23 protein-coding genes are annotated in these 21,871 nt (G+C 66.6%); 16 read left to right on the forward strand and 7 right to left on the reverse strand.

Annotated elements, in window-relative coordinates; all coding sequences use genetic code 11:
• Positions 1-188 precede the first annotated feature (188 nt).
• The 5 genes from YIM_RS07125 to YIM_RS07145 all read left to right on the forward strand — a co-directional run bounded on the left by YIM_RS07125 (position 189) and on the right by YIM_RS07145 (position 3,272).
• A complete protein-coding gene (locus YIM_RS07125) occupies positions 189-698 on the forward strand; it encodes an ATP-binding protein (protein ID WP_153029571.1) in 510 nt (169 codons plus the stop codon).
• Positions 682-1,065, forward strand: a complete 384-nt coding sequence (locus YIM_RS07130; RefSeq protein ID WP_153029572.1) for an STAS domain-containing protein — start codon at positions 682-684, stop codon at positions 1,063-1,065. Before YIM_RS07125 ends, YIM_RS07130 begins: the two co-directional genes overlap by 17 nt.
• A gap of 505 nt (positions 1,066-1,570) precedes the next feature.
• Positions 1,571-1,927 carry an STAS domain-containing protein gene (locus tag YIM_RS07135; RefSeq protein ID WP_153029573.1) on the forward strand — a complete coding sequence of 119 codons (357 nt, stop codon included), beginning with the start codon at positions 1,571-1,573 and terminating at the stop codon, positions 1,925-1,927.
• Between the two features lie 10 nt (positions 1,928-1,937).
• Positions 1,938-2,351 (forward strand): ATP-binding protein, encoded by a 414-nt coding sequence (locus tag YIM_RS07140; protein WP_228004968.1) that lies wholly within the window; start codon positions 1,938-1,940, stop codon positions 2,349-2,351.
• A 582-nt stretch (positions 2,352-2,933) separates the two neighbouring features.
• Positions 2,934-3,272 carry a MerR family transcriptional regulator gene (locus tag YIM_RS07145; protein ID WP_153029575.1) on the forward strand — a complete coding sequence of 113 codons (339 nt, stop codon included), beginning with the start codon at positions 2,934-2,936 and terminating at the stop codon, positions 3,270-3,272.
• A gap of 248 nt (positions 3,273-3,520) precedes the next feature.
• On the opposite strand, the gene YIM_RS07150 is transcribed toward YIM_RS07145, so the two are convergent.
• Both YIM_RS07150 and YIM_RS07155 read right to left on the reverse strand, forming a co-directional pair.
• Positions 3,521-4,762 carry an acetyl-CoA carboxylase biotin carboxylase subunit family protein gene (locus tag YIM_RS07150; RefSeq protein WP_153029576.1) on the reverse strand — a complete coding sequence of 414 codons (1,242 nt, stop codon included), beginning with the start codon at positions 4,760-4,762 and terminating at the stop codon, positions 3,521-3,523.
• A 154-nt stretch (positions 4,763-4,916) separates the two neighbouring features.
• A complete protein-coding gene (locus tag YIM_RS07155) occupies positions 4,917-5,306 on the reverse strand; it encodes a VOC family protein (RefSeq protein ID WP_153029577.1) in 390 nt (129 codons plus the stop codon).
• Positions 5,307-5,475: 169 nt separating this feature from the next.
• Here YIM_RS07155 and YIM_RS07160 point away from each other — a divergent pair, with 169 nt between their 5' ends.
• Together YIM_RS07160 and YIM_RS07165 are read left to right on the forward strand one after the other, a co-directional pair.
• Positions 5,476-5,688 (forward strand): hypothetical protein, encoded by a 213-nt coding sequence (locus YIM_RS07160; protein WP_153029578.1) that lies wholly within the window; start codon positions 5,476-5,478, stop codon positions 5,686-5,688.
• A 277-nt stretch (positions 5,689-5,965) separates the two neighbouring features.
• Positions 5,966-6,361 carry an ATP-binding protein gene (locus tag YIM_RS07165; protein WP_153029579.1) on the forward strand — a complete coding sequence of 132 codons (396 nt, stop codon included), beginning with the start codon at positions 5,966-5,968 and terminating at the stop codon, positions 6,359-6,361.
• A gap of 64 nt (positions 6,362-6,425) precedes the next feature.
• Here the strand turns inward: YIM_RS07165 and YIM_RS07170 are convergent, their stop codons facing one another.
• The gene (locus tag YIM_RS07170) at positions 6,426-7,400 is read right to left on the reverse strand and encodes a sensor histidine kinase (protein WP_228004597.1); all 975 of its coding nucleotides are present in this window, start codon (positions 7,398-7,400) and stop codon (positions 6,426-6,428) included.
• A gap of 1,091 nt (positions 7,401-8,491) precedes the next feature.
• Between YIM_RS07170 and YIM_RS07175 the strand changes: the two genes are divergently transcribed.
• From YIM_RS07175 to YIM_RS07205, 8 genes are all read left to right on the forward strand, one after another.
• Complete coding sequence (locus tag YIM_RS07175; RefSeq protein ID WP_153029581.1) at positions 8,492-8,995, forward strand: ATP-binding protein; 504 nt, start codon at positions 8,492-8,494, stop codon at positions 8,993-8,995.
• Entirely contained in the window at positions 8,988-9,971 is a 984-nt protein-coding gene (locus YIM_RS48990; protein ID WP_153029582.1) for an NB-ARC domain-containing protein, read from the forward strand. Before YIM_RS07175 ends, YIM_RS48990 begins: the two co-directional genes overlap by 8 nt.
• Positions 9,895-10,506: a Wadjet anti-phage system protein JetD domain-containing protein gene (locus tag YIM_RS07185; protein WP_255462880.1), complete on the forward strand. Its 612-nt coding sequence runs from the start codon at positions 9,895-9,897 to the stop codon at positions 10,504-10,506. The genes YIM_RS48990 and YIM_RS07185 overlap by 77 nt, the downstream gene beginning before the upstream one ends.
• The gene (locus tag YIM_RS49610; RefSeq protein ID WP_255462881.1) at positions 10,407-10,646 is read left to right on the forward strand and encodes a Wadjet anti-phage system protein JetD domain-containing protein; all 240 of its coding nucleotides are present in this window, start codon (positions 10,407-10,409) and stop codon (positions 10,644-10,646) included. The genes YIM_RS07185 and YIM_RS49610 overlap by 100 nt, the downstream gene beginning before the upstream one ends.
• Before the next feature lie 434 nt (positions 10,647-11,080).
• Positions 11,081-12,250 (forward strand): hypothetical protein, encoded by a 1,170-nt coding sequence (locus YIM_RS07190; RefSeq protein ID WP_153029583.1) that lies wholly within the window; start codon positions 11,081-11,083, stop codon positions 12,248-12,250.
• Positions 12,251-12,311: 61 nt separating this feature from the next.
• Positions 12,312-15,572: a hypothetical protein gene (locus tag YIM_RS07195; protein ID WP_153029584.1), complete on the forward strand. Its 3,261-nt coding sequence runs from the start codon at positions 12,312-12,314 to the stop codon at positions 15,570-15,572.
• Positions 15,559-18,294, forward strand: coding sequence for an RNaseH domain-containing protein (locus YIM_RS07200; protein ID WP_153029585.1), 2,736 nt, complete (start codon positions 15,559-15,561; stop codon positions 18,292-18,294). The genes YIM_RS07195 and YIM_RS07200 overlap by 14 nt, the downstream gene beginning before the upstream one ends.
• Positions 18,287-18,940, forward strand: a complete 654-nt coding sequence (locus tag YIM_RS07205; RefSeq protein ID WP_153029586.1) for a hypothetical protein — start codon at positions 18,287-18,289, stop codon at positions 18,938-18,940. Before YIM_RS07200 ends, YIM_RS07205 begins: the two co-directional genes overlap by 8 nt.
• On the opposite strand, the gene YIM_RS49945 is transcribed toward YIM_RS07205, so the two are convergent.
• From YIM_RS49945 to YIM_RS07225, 4 genes are all read right to left on the reverse strand, one after another.
• The gene (locus tag YIM_RS49945; protein WP_228004969.1) at positions 18,895-19,464 is read right to left on the reverse strand and encodes an IS3 family transposase; all 570 of its coding nucleotides are present in this window, start codon (positions 19,462-19,464) and stop codon (positions 18,895-18,897) included. The genes YIM_RS07205 and YIM_RS49945 overlap by 46 nt on opposite strands.
• Before the next feature lie 71 nt (positions 19,465-19,535).
• Positions 19,536-19,691, reverse strand: coding sequence for a hypothetical protein (locus YIM_RS07215; RefSeq protein ID WP_153029588.1), 156 nt, complete (start codon positions 19,689-19,691; stop codon positions 19,536-19,538).
• A 222-nt stretch (positions 19,692-19,913) separates the two neighbouring features.
• The gene (locus YIM_RS07220; protein WP_153029589.1) at positions 19,914-20,339 is read right to left on the reverse strand and encodes a hypothetical protein; all 426 of its coding nucleotides are present in this window, start codon (positions 20,337-20,339) and stop codon (positions 19,914-19,916) included.
• A gap of 202 nt (positions 20,340-20,541) precedes the next feature.
• Positions 20,542-21,018 carry a nuclear transport factor 2 family protein gene (locus YIM_RS07225; RefSeq protein ID WP_153029590.1) on the reverse strand — a complete coding sequence of 159 codons (477 nt, stop codon included), beginning with the start codon at positions 21,016-21,018 and terminating at the stop codon, positions 20,542-20,544.
• 83 nt (positions 21,019-21,101) lie between these two features.
• Here YIM_RS07225 and YIM_RS07230 point away from each other — a divergent pair, with 83 nt between their 5' ends.
• The gene (locus tag YIM_RS07230; RefSeq protein WP_153029591.1) at positions 21,102-21,704 is read left to right on the forward strand and encodes a TetR/AcrR family transcriptional regulator; all 603 of its coding nucleotides are present in this window, start codon (positions 21,102-21,104) and stop codon (positions 21,702-21,704) included.
• Positions 21,705-21,871: the final 167 nt, after the last annotated feature.

Below are 21,871 nucleotides of genomic sequence, written 5' to 3' on the forward strand. Positions count from 1 at the left end.
CGTTATTTTCCGCCAGCAATTTCGAAGGCGTTTTCGGCGAGCCGCTTCCAGTACGGCCCGCCGCCGTTTCGTACTGAGCCATCTCCGGTACGCGGCCGCCACGTTTGGGAAAACCGCAAGCCCGGGTACCCGCCATCCCAGGCCCCGCTACCGGCGTGGGCCGTGGACTGCGCGAGGGGTGAATGCCGATGGTCACTGAGCCGTCGAGCGAGGAACACGCTGCACCGCTGGAAAACGTCTGTGACCTGGAGGTCACCGCCAACTGGGAAGTCCGGCAACAAGTCCGGGAACTGCTCTCCCACACCGCCGGCCTCCTGGAGGACGACGCGGTGCTGGTGACCGAGGAACTGATCAGCAATGCCCACTGCCACGGCACCGCACCGCGCCGGTGCCGGCTCGGCCTGCTCGATAACGGCCGATGCCTGCGCATCGAGGTCGAGGACACCGCGCCCGAACAGCCGAAGATCCGGACCCCGGACCGGACCGGTGGCCGGGGCCTGATACTGGTCGACCGACTGGCCTCGTCCTGGGGAGTCCGCAACCACCCGCACCACAAAACCGTGTGGGCCGAATTGACCCTGGACCAGCCCGGCAGCAGCGGCCACGCCCCGCATCTGACGCCGGCGTCGAACTGGTCCCGGCCCGGCTCCCAGCACAGCTCGCAGGAGAAGGGAGAGGACGGTGGCACCACGAGTTGAGACCGAACCGCCCGCCCAGCGGCTGCACATCAACCACCATGCTCAGGCGGGCGCCCTTGTGGTCGCGGTCTCTGGGGACGTCGACTCGCAGACCGCGCCAGCCCTGCGTGACGCGCTGCTCGCCGCCGGCGGGCACCCGAGCCTTCGCCCGTGCATCGTGGACCTGACCGCGGTCACGTTCCTGAGCGCTGCCGGGCTCACCAGCCTGCTCGACGCCACCCTGCACGCTCGCCCCGGCGGCGAGCCGCGCATTGTCGTCAACGGCACCAGCCCGGTGATCCGGCCCATCGAGATCACCGGGCTCGACGAGGAACTGAAGCTGTACCATTCCATCGACGAAGCAGTCAGCTCGCCGAACGACCCTTAACCCAGGGGGAGGCCTAACACATCGGGACCCAGCTACACCGAAGCGTGGCGACAGGTGGAGTTCCCATCCGGTCCGAACACGGCGAACCACGCTGGATCCCGCCACTCCGATCTGCTCGGCCCCGGGAGGCTGAGGTGCGTCGCGCAAGTCAGTGGACGGCGACGGGTGTACGGGTTTCGCGAGCGGGTAACCGGTGTGCACGGTGCGGTGGCGACCCGGGACGCTGCCCGCCGTAGGGTCCCGTTGTCCAAACCACGGGCGCGTGGAGCTGGCGCGGGGGTGTCTTGGCGGCAAATGCGGGCGTCCCCGCGCTCCACGGCGAGCCAAGACGACGTGGTGGTGCTCGCGATGCATCTTCCCGGCAGCTGTCCAACCCACAGCGGCGACGGAGCGCAGCCACTACAGTTGACCACAGACGACGACCAGGCCGTGCGCCGAGCAGACTGCCCGTCGTGCGAGCGGGCGTCGCCGTTTACCGGTCCCCAACCCGTGAACGAGGCCCGCGATGTTCAGCCCCGACCCCGTCGGTGTGGTCACCGACAACGCCGGTGGTGTCGTGCTCACCTTCACCGGCGATATCGTCCTGGTTACTGCTCCAGCCGCGGACGTCTTGGCCGGCCAGGCACACGACCGGGCCGCTACCAGCACGCGGAAGCTGCTCGTGATCGACTTGCGCGAGGTCACCTTCCTGGCCTCGGTCGGCACGACGGTGCTCATGATCCACCGCCGCAGGGCCGGGCGGACCGGTGTGAAGATCACCGTCGTCGCCAACACCCCGCGCGTTACTCGCGTACTCGATCTCAGCGGTCTCACCAGCCACTTCCGCGTCCACGCCGACCTCGAAACCGCACTCGCCCCCTGAACCGGTGGAGATGGCTGTGGAGATCGGCACCTTCGACAACATCAACGTCACGGACCTCGCCGAGGTACGTCGCTGGATCCGCTCCTGGCTGCCGCGTTCGGACGAGCAGTTCGTCACCGACGCGGTTGTCGTGGCCAACGAACTGGTGACCAACGCCCTGCAGCACACCACCACCTCCTGCGCCATCCGGCTGACCTGGCACGAACGCCAGCTGCGCATCGACGTCGACGACGACTCCCCGGTCCAAGCCAGGCCGAGAACACCCGACGTCCACGGGGGACGGGGACTGCACCTCGTTGCCGCACTGGCCCACAGCTGGGGACAACACCTGCACCCGTGGGGCAAAACGGTCTGGGCGCTGCTCACCGCGCCGGCACCGAGGGAAACCGGCTGCCAGGTGCCCAACCCCCGGCGACCGACCTGACCGCCGGGCAAGTTCGTGCGCGCTGGCCGCTGACCTGCGGTACGGCGAGATCAGGTAGTCGCCCTCCGGTCGGGCAGTAAATCTATGGTGGCGACGGTAGACATTCGGTGCTGGATGTGTGTAGCCTCGTGCTCGTACCGAGAGAGATCAGGACAAGCAACACTCGAACCCAAGTCGGGGTTCGGGGCGAAGAAGACGGGCGGTCGGGGAGTCGCACACCAGGGAGACTCCCCGACCAGCCAGCGATCTCAGGCGTGCTGGGGCCGATCTCGGTAACGGGTTCCAGCCGGTGATGATCGCAGTAGTACACGGTAGGAGACACGGGAAAGAAGGGATAGGGAGCATCATTGGATCGCCTGCAGCGGCTACGCAGTAGTAGAGCCGCGCGGGTACCGCAGTCCCGTCGGCAGATTGGAAGGTGGTTCTCGGTTACGACTAAGCGATCCCCGCGCAGTGAGCTTCTCGACTGGACGCGGGTACGGTAGTCCGGCCTTTCGCGCCGGTTGGCAATGATGAAACCCAAACCCCTGAGACCCCGGGTGCCTGCACGGCACCCGGGGTCTCTTGTGATGCGGAGGTGGAATGGTCCCTGACCAGAACCGCTCGGCCACGCTTGGCGGCGGGGCTGACAAATTCGATGACGAGCACTACCCCGCCTACACGATGGGCCGTGCCGCCGACATGCTCGGCACGAGCCAGAACTTCTTGCGCAGCCTGGACGAGGCCGGTCTGATCGAGCCTCAGCGTTCCGCCGGGGGACACCGCCGGTACTCCCGCTACCAGTTGCGCATCGCCGCGCGGGTCCGGGAACTGGTCGACCAGGGCACGCCGGTCGGTGCGGCCTGCCGCATCGTCTCTCTCGAAGACCAGCTGCACGAAGCCCGGCAGCACCGCGGCACCGAACCCCAGCACTCCGACTGACCAGCCACGGGTGTGCCCGTCCGCACGAGGGGCACACCTCACGAACGGACCACGCACCACGCGCTCCCACCCCAATCAGCCACGTCTGCGAGTCGCATGCCGCTGTGCCAGGCCCGGCGGACCTCCTGTGCCGAGAATAAGGCGTTCGCTCACCGGGATCAGAGTCCGCGGATCCTTGGCTGGCAGCAGTTTCCCGGTGGCAGCCCGGGCGGTTGATCTCGACGGCCCGCCGCGGGTCGGCCTCCCGATCAGACGTAGAAATCCAGCTCTTCCTGTTCCTTCAACAGTTCCCGCATGCGGTATGGGTCGTCGCCGAAGAAGTACAGCAGGCCCCAGTGGGTGCCGAACGCGGTCCGCTTGGTCACCGTCTCCTCGAGCGGAGCGGACAGGTCGTGCGACTCGTAGTAGTCGTCGTCCTCGGTCTCCGGCGGGATCCGCAGCTCGCTGACCACCCGGCGGCGCGGGTAGACACCGAAGCAGCCGGCCACCCCGGCGGCGTCCTCGACCTCGCGCGGGAAGAACGCGTCGATCTCCTCCTCGGTGGTCTTCGGGTCGAAGGCCAGCGCCAGCCCCTGGTAGGCGTTGAAGCCGTAGGCCCGCTCCAGCAACTCGAACACCTTGAAGCCCGGCGGCCGGTAGGCGACCTCGCCGAAGTACATCTCGCCGTCGCTGGTGACGAAGTACTCCGGATGCACGAAGCCGAACTCGATGTCGAAGGTCTTGATCAGCTTCTCGATCTGGGCGGTGATCTGCGGCCGGTACCGCTCCAGCTCCGGGGTGGCCGGTACGAACACCGAGTAACCCAGCGTGACGTACTCGGAGATGTTCAGGAACTTGATCTTCCCGTTGTGCACCCACGCCTCGACGGCGAACTCCCAGCCGTCGAGATGCGACTCCATCAGCACCGGGAACTCCTCGTCGGGAATGGTGTCGACGTCGTCGGGGGTGCGCACGATGCGGTGCCCGAGGCAGCCCGCCTTGTCGAAGGCCTTGAGATGGATCGGGTCGTTCGGGTCACCGTCGAGCTTGAGCAGCGTCTGGTTGACACGCTTGAGGAAGCGGATCACGTCGTCGCGGTCGTGTGCCTCCTCGAAGATCCCGACCCGGATGCCGCCGAGCTGCGCCCGTCGCTTCATCAGTGACTTGTCCCGCAGCAGCATGGCCTGTCCGAACAGGCGCGGGTTGTCCAGCAGCACCGAGTTGATCGCCCCGGCCCACTCGACGGTTTCCTCGAACAGCGGGATCGCGACGTCGACGCCTTCCTGTTGCAGCGTCTCGGCGATTTCCATCGACTGATCGTTGAGCCGCTCGAAGTTCCATGACAGGTAAGGGATGCCGCGCTCGGAGCAGTATTCTTCGGCCCAGTCGGGCGCGACCACGACGTAACGGCGGTCGAACCGGTCGAGGGCCTCTACCGCGTTGAGGCTCCAGCCGAGCAACGCTACGTACCCTTTGTCAGGGTCCTTTGTGGCCAGATCGGGTTGTGGCATGGCCTTCCTCCGTTCGGCGCGTTCAGTGTCGCGGCGCGACGATCATCACCGTAGCCGGAAAAATTTCCGCTGCAGGCCAACGTTCGTGACGAACGATCTGATTAGGACTGTCGTCGCTGGTCATGCCTGATCACGCGGTCCGGAGAGGTCTGCGTCACGAGACGTTCTCGCGGAAGCCGTTCGTTTCGAACAGTTCCACGAGATTGCCCGCTGGATCCTCCAACAGGACGTACTGACACTCCCGCGAATGGACAATCTCGCTACGCGCGAGCACTCCTGCCCGTTCGAGTCGTTGCGCCTCCGCGGCGAGGTCGTCGACCTCCAACTGGATCCGGTTCCACCCGCCAGGCGCCGGTCTGTTCTGCTCGGGCAACGTCGTGCCGTTCACGGGCGGAGCCGACAGCGTCAGCCGAAGCGCGCCTTTGACCAGTAGCGCGAATTCATGGTTCGGCTCCATGGCAACCTCGAATCCGACGTGGGTCGTGTAGAACGCCACCGCGGTGTCGATGTCGTGGACGAGGTAGCGGACTCTGGCAACGGACATGTGGCCTCCTCGCTGACTGCGGGTTCGATACGGTGGATCCTGCCAGGACAGGACAAGCGCGGCCGGACGCCGAGAGGGCGGAACCCTTCCCAGCGCCTCTTGCCGCTGTCCCCATCGCATGAGTGACCTTGAAAAACGGAAGAAACGGCGCCAGGGCATAATCATCGCCATGACCGGACCGAACGTGGGCGAGCCCCAGGTGGACGTGACCGAACTCCTGGCTGCTCTTGCTGCCGCCGAACGCACCTCACTCGACAGCGCCGAGGGGCAAGCTCGTCCGGTCGCCTACCGCGCCGGCCTCGTTGATGGCTACGCGGAGGCGCAAACCGTGGTGCGCAAGCTCGCCGGATGGCCGATCGAGGCTGCCTCAGACCGGACCTGATTCGCGCCGACGCGGGAATAGCCGGACGTGTGGCTGAAGGCGGCAAACGGAATCCCGCAGGCGTCGCGACCAGGTTAAATGTGGTCGTGAGCTAGGCAGGTTTACGTTTTCCTCGAGTGGGGTACGGCGATATCGCTGCCTACTGAGGGAGTGGTGATGTCGCATCACGAAGGTAGTACCGCGGAAAAAACCCTGCCCGATTACGGAAGTTCTCGGGAAGCCGCGAACTGCGGCCTGCGCGCACCCCGAGGCCTTCCTGGTCGAATCCACACCCTGGATGGTGGTGCACCGGGTGGCCCCGGCGCGTGCTCCGGAGGCGACCGCTTTGCGGCGGACACTGGCGTCTTGGGCACGTGCCCTCGGAGCGGACGAGGACACGGTGGACGATCTGGTCTTAGCGGTTTACGAGACGATAGCCAACGTGGTTGATCACGCCTATCGCGGCCGTGCCGGATCGCTGGAGTTGCGTGCTTGGCCACGCAGCGACGCACTCGTCGTCGTGGTGTCCGATCGCGGCCGCTGGCGTATGCCGTCATCGGATGACGCGGCAAACTCCTTGCGCGGCCGTGGGTTGAAACTGATCAAGAATCTGGCAGGCAACGCCGTGATCGAGCCCGGCGAACACGACACCACCGTGCGCATGACGTGGCCGCGAGCCCGGCAACATCGATAAGGCATGCGGCGGAACCACGGTCGGGTGCTCAGCGCAGCACCGTGACCGCGGTTCCGTATCGGAATTAGTTTTCGGCCGATGTCGGCAGGTCGAAATGGACGCGAAAGGTCGCGCGATTGTCGTGCGTGTGGATACGGACGAGATCGGCGAGTTCGTTGATCATCAGCAGACCGCGGCCACGAGGTTGATGGTGTGGGGCTGGGAGACGGCCGGCCAGCGAATGGAACTGACCGATGGTGGTGTTGCTGGCCTGGAACACCAGGGCGGACGTGGTGGTCCAGCCCGCCAACTCCGTGGTGGTGTCGCCGTGCTCGATGCAGTTGGTGGCCAGTTCGCTGACGACGATCACGACGTCATCCTGCCGATCGGGCGACAAACCGGCTCGTGCGGCGCATTCGACCGCCCACTGACGGACGTCGGCGAGCGCAGCCGGAGTGAACCAGGTGGCCGGGTAGGTCCAGACCTCGTCGGGTTCGACGAGGGGCTGGTTGTAGGTGTCAACAACCTGAGAGGGCGCGTAGGCGGAGCTGACCCACCAGCGGTCACCTTCGACGAGGAGAGGATGGGTGGCGGCGGCGTCAGCCAACGCGGCCGGGCCGAGCCGACTGGAATCGTAGGGACACAAGATCGTGGCGTCTCGTCCGCGGAACGCGGCGTTGATCAGCGCCTCATGCTGCGCGCAAGCCGGGTACTCCTCCGCAGTGCGTTCGGCCCAGATCGGCTCACCGATGATCCGGACCCGCCGCTCGGTGTGCTGGTCGGCGAATGCCCGCAGCACGCTGGGGATGATGCGACCGGGATTGCGGCCGGCTTCGGTCATGTCCAGCCACCGCACTCGGTCGGATTGCCCGCCGCCGGCGGTCACCGTATCCCTGAGCGCCTCGAGGTTCGGGCCGGGAACAGCCACAGCGACCGGTTCGCCGTTGGCGAGACCGGCCAGGACGAACGGCACTGTGGCCGCCAAGTATTCGGCGCGGGTGCGGTAGAACAAGGCGGGGTGCGTGAAGGCATCGCCACCAAGAGGACCGTGCCAGTCCAAGCCGACACCCCTGGCAGGTCTGACGGGATCAGCGTCCATAGAAGTGAGTACCCCTCAGCGGATGTCTTAAACCATCTGCATGAGTCCCTCAGTCGGTCGATTTCGACGGCGAGGACCGTCTCGGTGCCGAACGTTCGCAGCGTCAGTTCGTGGGCGTTGATGGCGGCGTGGGCGAGGAGGATGGCGCCGGCGGTCCAGGTGGCCTGTTCCTCGGGCCAGATCGTGTCGGTGTGGTAGTTGTAGCCGGTCCAGTACGCGCCGTCGGCGGTACGTAGCCGGATGAGGTTGCGCAGCAAGGTGTTCGCGGTATCGGGTTCGCCCGCGACAGCCAGGGTCAAGGCCAGTTCGGCGGTTTCACCTCCGGTGACGCGCGGTTCGTGGTCGACGCAGCGGCCCCCTGCCCGGCTCGACGAACCGGCTCCAGTCCTGTTTGAGACGGGTTCGTACGGCCTCGTCGCGGACGATGCCGCCGAGTATGGGGTAGTACCAGTCCATTGCGAGTGGCTTGGGCAGGAAGAGGTGCGGTGCGCTGGTGATGGTGTCGGCCAGGCGCTGTTGAGCTGCCTGCCAATGCGGGCGGGGTACACCGAGTTCGCCCGCGATCGTGCTGGCCGACCGCAGCGCGTGGTGGATGCTGCAGTGAGGCCGCAATGCCAACTTCTCGCCCCATGACCGGCTGCCGATGAGCTGCCCAGTTCACCGGTCGCGGACGTCCTGGGAATGGATGAGGAGCTAACGGACAGGGGCGCTGGCGCCGGGAAAGTTCCATCCACCGGGATGGTGCACGGGGTGCGGCGGGTCCGGTGCAGGTGGTCGCCCACGAGCACGGCAACAGCCGCCCGGGCTCCTGGAAGAGCCCCTGCCGTGGCTCCAGCCCTGACGACAGTGATCGGCAAGACGAGCATGCCGCGGGAATCCAGTACTTCTTGAACTGCGGTTCCTGTTTCAGCTCACCGAGCAGGTGCAGCGCATTGTTTCCGAGGGTCAGTTGGCAACGAAGCGCAACTCGGGGTCTACCTCCGCTCGCGCGGGGCAACAATTCATGACCTGCGATGATACCGGCGGAACGAGCCTGCGGTGGACGCTCAGTCGTGGTGGAGATCGGCTGTATCCACCGGAAGAAATACCATTATGTGCGAAGCTTCTCAACGGTGGGCACAATATTCGCGTGGAGAAGGTGCCAAGAACGCATCACCGTAACCCGGCCGATCTCCCAGGCGTTGTTTGTCGCGAAACGGTTCGGCCAGGTGGATGCTCGCGGTTCTTCTGGCGGGTGGTTCCCGCGGGCGTCGCTGATCGGGCATGCTGTACCGGTCAAGGTCCGCGCCTGTCGCGACGCCGGCACGAACGGCCTACCGCGGAGAGGTAGGTGGCTCGGTACTCTGCCACTGGGAGGGGAGTTCATGATGTCGAGGAGGCCCGAGCAGGTTCCGGCCCCTAATCCGCACTTTGTCAATCAGGTCGCTGTTCTCGGTAGGGCGACGGAAGCGGTGCAGCGGGCGCAGGCCGACGGGCACCTCGCGACGGTGGTGTTCGTTGGCGGTCCCGGAACAGGTAAGACCGCTGTCGCGCTGACGCTGGCGGAGTATGGGTGAGTTGTATCCGGATGGTCAGCTCTTCGCGCGGTTGAATGATGACCTGGATGACGACGGTGCCGAAGCGGCGATTGTGAGTGAATTTCTCCGGGCACTGGGGGCGGAGAGAACGGATCTGCCCGATCGGCTGGATGCCTTGCGGGCTATGTTTCATTCCCTGACCAAGGACCAACGGCTGATGGTGTTCTTGGATGGCGCGGTCCGTGATAGCCAGGTGCGCATGTTGCTGCCGGGTGGTGCCAAGTCGCTGGTGATTGTCACCGAAACTCAGCCGCTGGGTGCGCTGGCGGCGCACGGACCGGTTACTTTTGTTGACCTCGACCCGCTGGAGGATGCGGCGGCGCTCGCTCTGTTCGAGCGTGTGCTCGGCGAGTCCGCGGTGGCACGGGACCGCGCGGCGATCGAGGAGATCATCCAGCTGTGCGACCAGCTTCCGCTTGCCCTCACCGTGGTGGCGGCCTTGCTGCTGCGGTTCCCCCAGCGCCCGGCCGAGCGACTGCTGCGGGAGCTGCGGGACGAACGCCGCCGGGTGCGCGCACTCTCCCGCGACGACGACGACGTGTCCGTGTCCATGGCATTCAACCTGGCCACTCGCTGGCTGAGCGACATCGCGCGCGACTGCTACCACGCGGCGGGATCCGCACGCGGAACCTGCCGGGCCAGTCCGGCCCGCGCCCGGTCGGCGAGCCGGGTGAGCTCGATCGCCGGGATGTCGAGCCGGCGGATGGCGTCGTGGTCCCAGACGACCAGGCCGCCCTCGCCGACGGCGCCGAGCGTCGTCGGTGGTGGCCCGGTGGCCTCGATCCGCTGGGTGAGCAGGATGTCCAACGGTGCGCCGAGGACGTTGGCGATCTGGCCGGCGACTCCGGGCCACCGACGTAGAGGTGCTGCTCGGTGCCGTGACGTGGCTACACCAGCACCCCGATGCCAGCGCGTGGCCCCTGCGGCAACTCCCGGTCCCCGGGATGCACACTAAATGGCTGGATACCCCCGGAGCACTACTGCGCGAGGTCGCGGGACGCGACGTTCGAGACGAAGTCCGGCCCCGGCTGACCGTCACGCACCTGACCTATGTCGACCCGGACCACGCTGCATCGGGTCGCCGTCGGCACGACGCATGGACCACCGGTGACGTGCACGACATCGCCTATCAGCCGCGCGTCGTCCTCGTAGTCGAAAACCGCGACTCTCGCCTCTGGTTTCCGCCGGTGAGGGACACGATCGTGGTCGAGGGCGGCGGCAAGGCCGCATCCGCTCTGCTTGCGAACGTGCCTTGGATCCGCGCCGCTGACCACGTCGTCTACTGGGGCGATATCGACGCGACGGGTATGGAATCCTTGACCAATTCCGCGCTACGCTCGCTGCGCCCTCACCGGATGGTGCACCGGCGAGACCGGTCAGCTCCATGCTCATGGACGCCACCGACCTGCACCACTACGCCCAGCACGGCGTCAACCACGATAAGTCGGGCCGCCCCATCAAGCCATCACCGGAGATCCTGCCACATCTGACCGAGGCCGAGAACACCGCGTACAACATCATCGCAACCGCAGGCCCCACTCCGTTCCGCCGGATCGAGCAGGAAGCCATTCCCCTCACTCACGCCGCAACCCGGCTGCTGCAGATCTTGGAGGCTGGGGCGGGACGATAAAGGCATCGGCGTACGAACGTTAGTGCTGTGCGTCCGTCGCTGTACCCAATAAGTTGCACGTGCCGTGAGCCGCGCGGCAATCTCGGAATGTCGTCGATATTCAGAGCGGACAGCCGCCAAATCATTGCGCCGGGCATGTTCTGCAACACGGCACGACGAGCCACCGCAGTCACGATGTTGTTGTCATGAGGCGGGTCCGGTGTTGCCAGCATAGTGGCCACCGTGGCTATGCGCACCGAGGTCCTCGCCGTCACGTGCGCAGTCCCAGCGCGTTGGAGGTGACCTGAAGGTATCGTCACGCAGGAAGCCTTGGACAGCGAAAGCGCAACTCAACGCGCCAGGGCTCCTTGATCCGTACCCGATCGAGTGAAATGGTCTCGCGAGGCAGTCGCTGACCATCGGAACTGTCGGTGGTCACCTCTACGGTGCCTCGCGTGAGCTATACGGCGGGCATGCTGACGTCATCCAGGCGGGACAGCATCGAACGTGAATCCGAGATCGTCCTGAGTTTGATCAGTACGGGTTTGGTGCGCATGCAGGACTGGGGCGGGGTTCATGACCGGCAGCTGCCGTACGACGGGAATCTGCAGCGCGGCCTTGATCGCCTCACGGTCGCGTGCTTGCGCGCGGGCAGCAAGGACCGACCGCGGGGAGTGCGCGAACTGGTCCTGAACTGGTGCTCGACACGTCAGCTCGGGACGTGGCCGCTGACGTTCACCGCAGACGCTCAGGTCGACGGCGAACTGCTCGTGATCGACGGCCGGGCCAGTGAGTTCTGCCAGGAATGGGCGGTGGCCGCGCAAGACGTCGCTGCGGAACTGCACGAAAGCATCCTGGTGCGGCAGGTCAAGGAGGCCGCGGACGCTCTCGGGCGGCATGAGCTGTACGCGGAATGGCGGGTCGCGCTCGCCCGGCACGCCGTGGTAGCGCCGGCGGAGATGTTGGCGTTGAAGAACCGGTTCCCGGCGGTGCCGCAGTGGGCCGCGTGGATTGATGACTCCTACGAGCCGATTCCGCCAGAGGCCACGAGGCTGGGCGACGTGGGGGTTTGCGCGGCGTGTCGGCAGTGGATGGTGCCGGACGACAAGCGGAGGTGGGCGTGCCTGACCTGGCGGTGCACGCGCGCCCACAGCGTGCCCGCGCCGATGATGGTGGCCGCGCACGGCGCGCGCAGGCTCCGTCCTGAACTGGTTAAACCGATCGCGTTGCCCGCGCGCCCGGAACTCGCTCTGGCCGAGGCTTTAGCTGCCCGTGGTGCCCGGGTAGTGCTGTACCCGGAACTCGACGCACTCGATCTGATCGCTCGGTGGCCGAACGGGTTCGCGGTCGCGATCGACGTCAAGGACTGGCGCAAGCCGTATCTGCTGGCGCGCAACATCAAACGATTCCCCGCCTGGCCGCCAGGACATCTGTACCACTACGACAGGGCATGCGTCGTCGTGCCAGCGGACCGAGTCCGGCCTCGGTCGCGCTACTGCGAGATCGTCGCGGAACACAGCCCGGCACTGCAGGCCCAGCGGCACATCGACGTGCTCACCGACGAAGAACTGATCAAGCAGACGCCCGATACCGGTATTCCTGGTGAGGTGACCTGTGGCCCGTGATCGGCTGGCTTGGCGCGAAGACGTCCGCCGAGACCTGGTTAAACCCGCGAAGACGGCGGGAATGACCAACAAAGAGGTGAACCGGCTCATCGGTGCCGAGCTGGCGCTGTACGCCCTGCATCAGTGGGCGCCGGGGGAAGCCGCCAAGGACGCGTGGGCGCTGTTGACCGGCTACGATTTTCGGCCACCCCATTTGCGGCGACGCCCGCTTCCGGCCGCGCTGCGCTGGCTGCTCAGCGCGTTCAAAGCCAAGCACGACTGGCGTATGGCCCTTGCCGAGTACGCCAAGGCGCCCGCCGATTTGCGGATGTTCGACATCGGCGACATAGCAAAGGCGCCAGTACCCCGGCAACTGGCCGCGGGCGCGACCCGAGGTGACGCGTACGCGCGGGCGCTGGCCGACCTGCCGCCACACAAGCCCGGAGACCATCACCTGGCCGAGCCGGACACCGACTACGCCCTGCCACGGGGACGCCATGCTGTCCGGTTTCCCGGGGAACTGCTTCCGCCGCCGCCTGCGCAGCATCGCCTCACCCGGAAACGGCACAAGCTGACCTTGCGGTGGGCGACGCTGCTGGCCACGGCTCGCGACATGGACGCCGCGGACAGCCTGCGCGGCGAGTCCCGCCAGTGGGAGGACCGGATCAACGACATCCGGCTGTTGCTCGACAAGTCTGGCCGGCTCAAGCCCGGCCGGGCGCTGCCGCTGCGGGGGCTGGTCCACGTCGTGGGGATGCCCGCGGTCGGCAAAACCACCCTCATCACCGTCGCCGCGGTGTGGGCGGCCCGCTGCCGCCCCAGTCACCGCCTCACCATCGTCCTGGGCGACGTGATGGCCGTGTTGACGATGGTGGAGGACCTGGCCCGCTACAGCGTGGACGCCGCGCCCATCCTGGGCGCGGCGAACCGAGGCCGGCACCTGCAGCAGCTGCATCGCCCGGCCGACCCCACCGTGCGCGGCTTCGGCCTCCTCGACGACGACCGGACGCGGTGGCTGTCGACCGGCTGTACGACCCAGGGCCTACTGGACCTCCCAGCACCGCTGCCGTTGCGGGATATCCCCTGCGAGCGAAAGCTGCGGGTCTGGAACGACGATGCCGGGGACGAGGAGGAGCCCAGCCGGAAGACGGTGGCGTGCCCGATGTTCGGCAGCTGTGGCTGGCACGAGGCATCACGGGCCCTGGTGACGGCACCGATCTGGGTAACGACCTCGCAGGGCCTGCTCCACAGCCGCGTCCCCAGCCAGGTCTCTGAGGTCTCGCTACGAGATCTGGACCTGGCGTGGATGCGCAGCGACGCGTTCCTCATCGACGAGGCCGACCGGGTGCAAATCCAGTGGGACCAGGCTTTCAGCCCCTCCCAGACGCTCGCCGGCCCGAGCCGCGAAGCGTGGCTCAGCGAGATCCGGCCGCTGTTCGAGCAGCACATGCGCAACACCCACGGACGGCATTTCACCAGCGCCGCAGTCCGGGACTGGCAGATCCACCTCGACTCCGCCGGCCAACTCGTCGCCCGGCTCTGGGGCTTGATGGGTGCGCATCCCTACGTCCGCGAATGGCTCAACGGGGGCTACTTCAACGAGTGGCTCCTCGGTGTCAAACTCGCCAGCCGGATCGCGGAGCGTCCGGCCCGCCCGCCCTCGACCACGCCCGGTCAGACACCCGCCACACGGTCGTCTCCGGGGCCTGCGGCACGAACGGTGACCGACGAGGTGGTGTACAAGGAATGGCTCGGCACGTTCAGCGAGTGGATCACCAAACCCGCCGACCGCTACCTCGGCACCGACCCGCGCGTCGGGTTCCTGCGCGACATCTCCGCGCGTGGCTACGCCACCCAGGACGTCATCACCGGCGAAATCACGGACTGGCTCGAGACCTTGCCCGACGTCCGCGTAGGCGGCGAGGAGGCCCTGCAGCGGCTCGCCGTCCAGTTCCACGTCACGATCGTCGTCGCGCTGCTGGCGCAGAAGCTCAACCTGCTGACCCGCGCCTGCTGGGAGGTGGAGACCCAGACCGGGATGGAATCCATGTCCTCCCACCTCGTGCACCGGCCACCAGTGGAGTACCAGGCCGTCGTGCCGGACTCCCCGATGGGGAACCTGCTGGGATTCCAATACCGGGAACGAGAAGATTCCGCACCGGACAATCTCGGCACTCTGTCGTTCTTTCGCTGCTCCGGCGTGGGCCGCTGGCTCCTGCTGAACCTTCCCGGCCTCTACGGCCCGGCTGACACCGGCCCTGCGACCCTGCTGCTGTCGGCGACCAGCTGGGCCGGTACGTCCCCGCGCTACCACGTCCAAGCCCCCGTCGCTGCGGTGCTGCGCTCCTCCAAAGGCGACCGCGTTCCCCTCGACGAACGGATCGTGCTGGACTACCTGCCCACCTCCGTCGCGGGCGAGCACAACCAGAGTCGGCACGTGCGGGTCTCAGGCACATTCGGCGACCGCCGCGCCCAGGCCCTGGCCATGATCCTCAAGGAACTCGCCCGAGCCCGGGACGGGTTGCGCGGCCCCCAGCCGAGCACATTGGAAACCATCCGCGACACCTTGCCGGCGAATCGGCAGCGTCTGCTGCTGCTGGTCGGCAGCTACCGGGAAGCCGAGGATGTCCTGCGCGAACTGGTCACCCTCCGACCGGAATGGGACGAACAGATCCTGCAGATGGTCCCCGACGACGACTCCGGCACGCACTTCTGGACCTCGGGCACCATCGCCCGCAACAACATCCACAGCCTCGCCCAGCACCAGAAAGTGTGGATCCTCATCGCCCCGCAGCTGGCGATCGAACGCGGCCACAACATCCTCAACGACGCCCACGTCGCCGCGCTCGGCGCCACACTCTACCTAGTCCGCCCGCACCTGCACCCGGAGGACATGAGCTACCACGTCGAACGCATGCATCACCGTGCGGTCGACGAGATCCAGCACCAACTGCCCACCGCCGGTCCCGCCACCGCGTCGTTGGGCGAGCGCGCGGACTTGTTCCTGCGCCTGGCCCGGCGAGCGTGGATGGATGAACTGTACGACACACTGCGCTACTCACTGACCACCCAGGACTCGGTCGAACGCCGAGCAATGGACTGGACCAACATCGCCCCGCTCAACCAGATCATCGGACGCATGCTCCGCGGCGGCGCCACCGCACGCGTCTACTTCTGCGACGGCGCGTTCGCCCCGCGCGAGAAAGACAGCCCGCTGCTGGGCATGTACCGCGCGCTCGACGACGCCTTCAACGGGCCCGACGCCGCAGTCGCCCAAGCACTCTACGAGCCCTTGCATCACGCACTACACACCCTGCTGGAGAAATACCGTGGTGACCTATAACCGTCTGCAACCACTCTCACTCAAGCTCGCCGACCTCGCCGGCCACCCACTCGCCCGGTACCGGGCCTGCTCTTTCCCCGCCCGGTGGGCTGCGGAACTGCGACGCGAGGTGTTCCAGACTCCAGACGAGGACGACCGGTACACCGGCGACGGCGAACCCCGGGCGATCCCGCTCTGGGCGGTCAACAACGCCATCGCCGCCCTCATGCCACGCGTCCTGACCCACGACGGCCGGGGACACCGCGACCGCGTCTGGCTCGCCTACGCACACCAGGAACAGCCGACCCAGCCCGACACGGCACTGCTGGTCGAGTTCGTGCGCGGCGGCCTGCTCGCCGCCGCGCACCATCGCAACACCAAAGCCATCCAGCGCGGCCGCAAACCAGTCGTCGACCTCGAGGCGCTCGCCGCGGTCACTGCCGGATTCCAGGCCGAGGACATCAGCTTCCACGACTACACCCTGGACATCGGCCCCGGCAAACCCATGCCCGACGGCGCCTACACGATGGTGCCGCACATGCTGGCCACGCACCTGCTGGACAGCGGGTGGGTCGTCGAACACGACCACACCAACCACGACGGCGAGACCATTCTCGACGGCGTCTCCCGCTGGCGGCGGACCGCCAACCGGGATGGTGCCGAACTGATCTCGCTTCCCACGCCCTACATCACCGGACGGGGCACCAGCTACTACTGGTCCTACACCACGCGCCTCTCGCTGCGCACCAACCCCCTCGACCCTCACCCCTACGTGCACGTGCACCTCGGCATCCGGCGCTGGGCCCGCACCAACGTGTTCGACCCGGCTCGCGCCATCGGCGTGCACCTGTTCGCCGGCTCGCCCTGGGGCGACGTGACCAGCCCGATCGGGATCGCCTCCATGAAGTGGCAACCCGGCCCGCGGGGCACGAAAACAGGGCGCATGGTCTGGAACGACGACCTCGCCCCGACCTTGGCGCGCCTCACCTCCGCCACGGACCTGCCCGCGGTGACCGAACTCGCCAAGAACCCCCGCGCATACCTCGAACTCGGCGTAGACCGGCACAACAAGCCCATTCCTCCAGTCGCCGGAGTGGTCTTCCGGTACGGGCTCGGCGACAAATGCAAACACTCCGTCGGCGACGGTGTCTCCGCCCGCGACCGTTGGCAGATCTTCCGCCACCTGCACCCCGCGCTCGCCGACTTCGCCACCCCCGTCGAGCCCTACCACCGCATCAACGTCAAGACCCGTCATCGCCCCGACGTCAGCGAGTTCCGCGCCATCGACCGCCAGGCGCTGGCCGCCGCAACCGCGCCCGCCATCCACCTCGACCTGCGCTACGACACCGCCACCATGCGAAAAGCGGTGCTCCTCGCGCTGGAAGAAGCGCTCGACCTGACCTTCCCGACGTCGGTCCTCAACTCTCAGGACTCCAACCTGGAACACGAGTTCCACAGCCCGCGCCCTGAACTGGACGTGGCCATCCGGCTCGCACCGGTCGGCGAACTCGCAGCCGATCTGCCCATCGACCCCTCCATCCGCAACACCAAAGACCGCATCACCCAAGCCACAGCGCCACGGCGCGACCTCGCCCGCGCCCAGTTCCCGCCGACCGAGGACGGCCGTGCACGATTCGCGATCATCGAGATGCGCGGCCCCGATGCGTTCCCCACGCCCGAGCACGACCCCAAGAAACCCGTGAAAGCCGCCGCGGCGGCCTGCGGGGTGCTGACCAAGAACATCACCCCGCCCAAACCACTTGGCAGGGGAGACGGCCACGAAACCGAATCCGGCCGTACCGAACGCGCCCGCAAGACCGTCGCGGACCTGTTCATTCGCCAGACCGGGCTCCTCGAGCCCATGGGCACCGCCGGCACCACGGACAACCCGTTGAACGACGTCGCGACCGTCGGGCTGTGGGTGGTGCGCCGCAACGGCCAGGACCGCGCCGTGCTGCCCCTGGCCGTCGGCTGGCTCCCCGACGAGCCCTTCGCCCGGCTCCGACTCCCCAACAGCGACCGATGGGTGCCCTACCGCGACGGACTACTCACCCTGGGCGACTGGGACACCGACCGTGTGTTCACCCATGAACGGGTCCGCGAGTTCTTCACCACCGTCGTCGCCGAAGCCGGCGACGGCACCGACACCGCACTGCTCACCCTGGCCCAGAACATCCGCCCGGCCTGCCCAGGCATCGCCGACGGGCACATCCAAGAAGACACCCTCGCGTTCGACCCCGACAACCCCATCCTGCCCCACGACCGCAAAGGCATCCGCCACCTCCGCTTGCGGACAAATCTGCGCAGCGAAACCAGCCAGCACTACGCCTGCCTCGACACCGACCCCGACCACGTTGGCCACGGCTCAAGCCTCTGGGATGACCCCTGCAACTCCCGGAGGTTCCTCAGCACCCCGGCCAAGCCGAACGGTGCCGGCCCCGGGGCCCCGCAAGGGGGTCGAATCTCGCCGCACTATCACCGTGTTGGCGAGACAGAATGGGGATGGGCGAATGAGATCAGGAAGAAGGTGTGGAACCCGCGGCTGCTGGAAATTCTCGTCGCTGTCCAGCAAGCCGACGACAACGCGCGCTCATGGGCTGCACTCGCGCACCAGCAACGCTACGCGGCCCGCCACTACGCCGAGCCATTGATCTTGCCCATCGTGCTGCACCTCGCCTCCAAAGTCGACGGCTACATCCTGCCGCCGGACCAAGTCGCGCGCTGCCAGGATACCGATGAGTGACCAATCCTCTGATCCGCCGCCGCAGCGCCAGCCATCCGCCGAAGGCGGCGCTGCGCGGCGGCTCCGGACGACGCTCGGACGGCTCAACGCCCGACAGCAGCAGTACCTCGACATTGTGTTCGAACTCGATCAGCAAGCCGAACGCGACCAACGACGCCGCTGGCACCAAGGACTTCCCCGTCAACCCGCCGATCAGTGGCGCTGGATTCCCTACGCCACGCGCCATGCTCACGCCTCGCTCACCCCCGCCCAGCAAGCGCTCAAAGCCTGTGGCCTTCACAGTGCGGGCAGCGGCTCAACCCTGGCCGCCCTCACCCGTCGTGGCCTGCTCGAGATCCGGGACATCACCATTGACGGCGTTGGTGGCCCCGCCCGCCAAACCCAGCTCCGGCTGACCCGGGCCGGGCGACAAGCCGCCCGCATCAACCAGTCCCCGAGAGACACCGAACCCGACCCGTTGCCTCTCTGGCTATACGAAGCCCTCGCTCGCGTCGGCAGCGCCCAACCACCGGGGCTCCCGAAGGTCGACATCAGCCGTGTCGCTGCCAGACGCCTCGGCCCCAAAGAATACGGTTACATCGAAGACTCCACAGCATGGTCCTACGCCCTCACCGACGCCGGTCGACAATATCTGGCAATTACATAACAACGTTGGAATCGTCCCTGTCGCACTAGAAGGGGGCGTGGGCGCACAAACCCGCGCATGCAGGATTCTCCTTGCCGTCGGCCCCCGGGGGCATACTGGGGTTTCAGAGATTTCGGATGTTCACCCGGTCGAGTTGTGAAGGACTGGGTGAACCTCGACCTCGTCACCGATCCCGCGCGCATTGTCACCGAACACAAGGTCACCGACCAGGCGCTGGCCGGGTGCGTCGGCGGTGAAATCCCGGCTGATGAGATCCGGTGTCGGGGCCGCGGCCTGGTCAGGCAGTGGCGTCGGCGCCGGGTGAGCCCAGCGATAGCGCGCTCCCGCATGATCCGCTCGACCAGCTTGTGGTTGACCACCGCACCACGGCGCCGCAGCTCCGCGGTGACCCGCGGGCTGCCATAGGCACCGCGGTGGGCGGTGTGGATCTCGGTGATCTCAGCCGCCAGCCGAGCCTCACCGGCGGCCCGCTCAGCCCGGGCCGGCGCGGCGGCCAGCCATTCATAGAAGCCCGGGCGGCGCACACCCAGGACACGACACAGCCGGGCGACACCGAAGGCGTCGCGATGTTCGGAGATGAACTGATAGCTGCAGGTCAACGACCCATCTTCTGTGCGAAATAGGCGGCTGCCTTCCGCAGAATCTCCTTCTCCAGCTCGGCCACCCGCTTGCGCAACTGCCGCAACTCCCGCTCCTGATCCAGGTCACTACCGGTCTCGGCCGCCCGCTTGGCACGGTCCGCAGCCTTCACCCAGGTACGCAAGGTCTCGTGGTTGCCCCCAACTCACGAGCCACCTGCGCCATCGGGCGAGGCACCGACCGCGCCAATGCCACCGCGTCCTGACGGAACTTCTCCGGATACTTCGACGAACCAGACACAAACACATCCTTCCCCAAAGCCAATGCCAAGGATCAGAGCGTCAGATCCGCAGGGGGAACGTGGCCTCAACGATTACCCCGTCGACCGGCCCAACTAGTCTTCCTGTGGACCGAAGTTCTCTTCCACGAATAACTCCGAGGGAAGATCCGACAGAGCCCTGACACGTACTCGGCGGTTTTCGAGACCACGAATCCGCATGTTTAACTGGAACATGTGCGTCATCCGTTGCAAGATCGCAATCGGATCAACGTCGTGGACGAGAAACTCGGTCACTTCAAGCTCGGCCCTGTCGTCGGAGTCAACTTTCTCCCACACGTCACGGGGTGCGGCATAGATTCGCAAGCTGTAGCCGTGCTCGCCTCCGCCGATGCTAAACCCGACCACCTGCCATTGCTCGTGGCTGAGATCGACAGCCTGCGCAAGCCCTTCCCATGGCATCGTCCTGCGTTCGTCAAGCTGCGCCGTGCCCTTCCAGTCGGGGTAGATGACGCTTGCCTCGCCCCAGATTTCCCCGTCCATGTCCACTCCGTTCGCCTGCGCTGCTACAGCCTTAGCGAGCTTGACCAGCGACGACGGGCGACCACCATCCAGGCAACGAGGAAGAGCCGAGCCCGCCACGTGGTCCTGTTCGGCGAGGATTCTCAGGAGTGTGGATCTGTCCGAGCCGACCTTCTCGGGGTTTAGTGATGTCGGTGAGGATGGGTTGTGTCAGGTCCGAGTGCTACTGGGCTGGCGCGTCTGCGCCGGCGGGGTCCTGCTGCGGTGGCCGAGTCAGTGCCTCGGTGATCGCCGGGATGTCCTGGTACTCGCGCCAATGCTTGATCAGGCCGTCGCGGATCCGCAGCACGGCAATGCAGGTCACCGAGGACTGCACGCCGGTGGCGATGACCGTTCCGGTCAGCTCGTATTCGACGACGATGACCTCGGGGTCGTCGCTCTGGTGGGTGGCCAGTTCGCGGAACTGATCGAAACGAATCAGCAGGCCGGCGCCGCCGGTGCGGTAATACGACAGCCAGGCTTCGCGGCCCTCGTAGCGCTGATTGCCCGGGGGGCCGTACGGCGTCTCTACCACGACATCTTCGGCCAGCAGCTCGGCTGGAAGGATCGTTGCGTCAGCGCCGTCCCCGTTCAGGAGTGATTCCTGCATGCGGGCGTAGATCGCGAGTGGGCCTGCTGTCTCGGTCGCCGTTCGGGCCATGGCCGAACCTCCTGCGTTAAAGTGAGTGGGACTTCGAGATAAGATAATGAGTTCCACTCATTTTGGCAACCGGTGGAGGACCGATGGATCGAGAAGGCGCGCCGCCTGCCGGCAGCCGTGCTGGTGAACGACCAGTTCGCGCCGACGCTCGCCGCAATCGAATCCGCATCCTGGAGGCAGCAGAAGCCGTGTTCGCCGAGCAAGGCGCGTCGGCCTCGACCGAGGCAGTGGCCGCACGCGCCGGCGTCGCGATCGGCACGGTGTTTCGCCACTTCCCGACCAAACCCGAACTCCTCGCGGCCGTGGTGATGAATTTGCTGGATCGACTCATCAGCGAAGTCGATGTGATGCTCAACGACTCCGAAGCCGCAACCGCCCTCTTCGAGCTCTGCACCCGCGTCATGGCGATCAGCGCCCAGAACAGAGCCCTGTTCGAGCGACTCGCCGAAACCGGAACCCGGGTCCACGTCGGCGACGCCCTGACACGCCTCCGGCCCGCCGCCGACATGCTGCTCGAACGCGCCCAGAAGGCAGGTGCCATCCGCGACGACGTGCGACCCGATGAGTTGATCCCCCTGCTCGCGGCCATCTGCCAAGGAGCGATGACCGATGGGTGGAGCGCGCAGGTTCGCCATCGCGCGCTGACCATCCTCTTCGACGGCATGCGCGACCAAGCTTGTCGTTGACGTTCAGCGAGAAGACCAAACACCAGATGGCCCCCAGCTGGCCGTACTCCACCGCCGCTGATTAACCAAGCTGTGATCTTCTGAGCGCTCGCAGGCGCTGTCGTCTCTGACCCACATCCCGCGCCGATCGGCGCTGGTCGGCCCTCAGCGCTGTTCGAACTCATCAG

This window comes from Amycolatopsis sp. YIM 10 (assembly GCF_009429145.1).
Lineage (GTDB): Bacteria > Actinomycetota > Actinomycetes > Mycobacteriales > Pseudonocardiaceae > Amycolatopsis.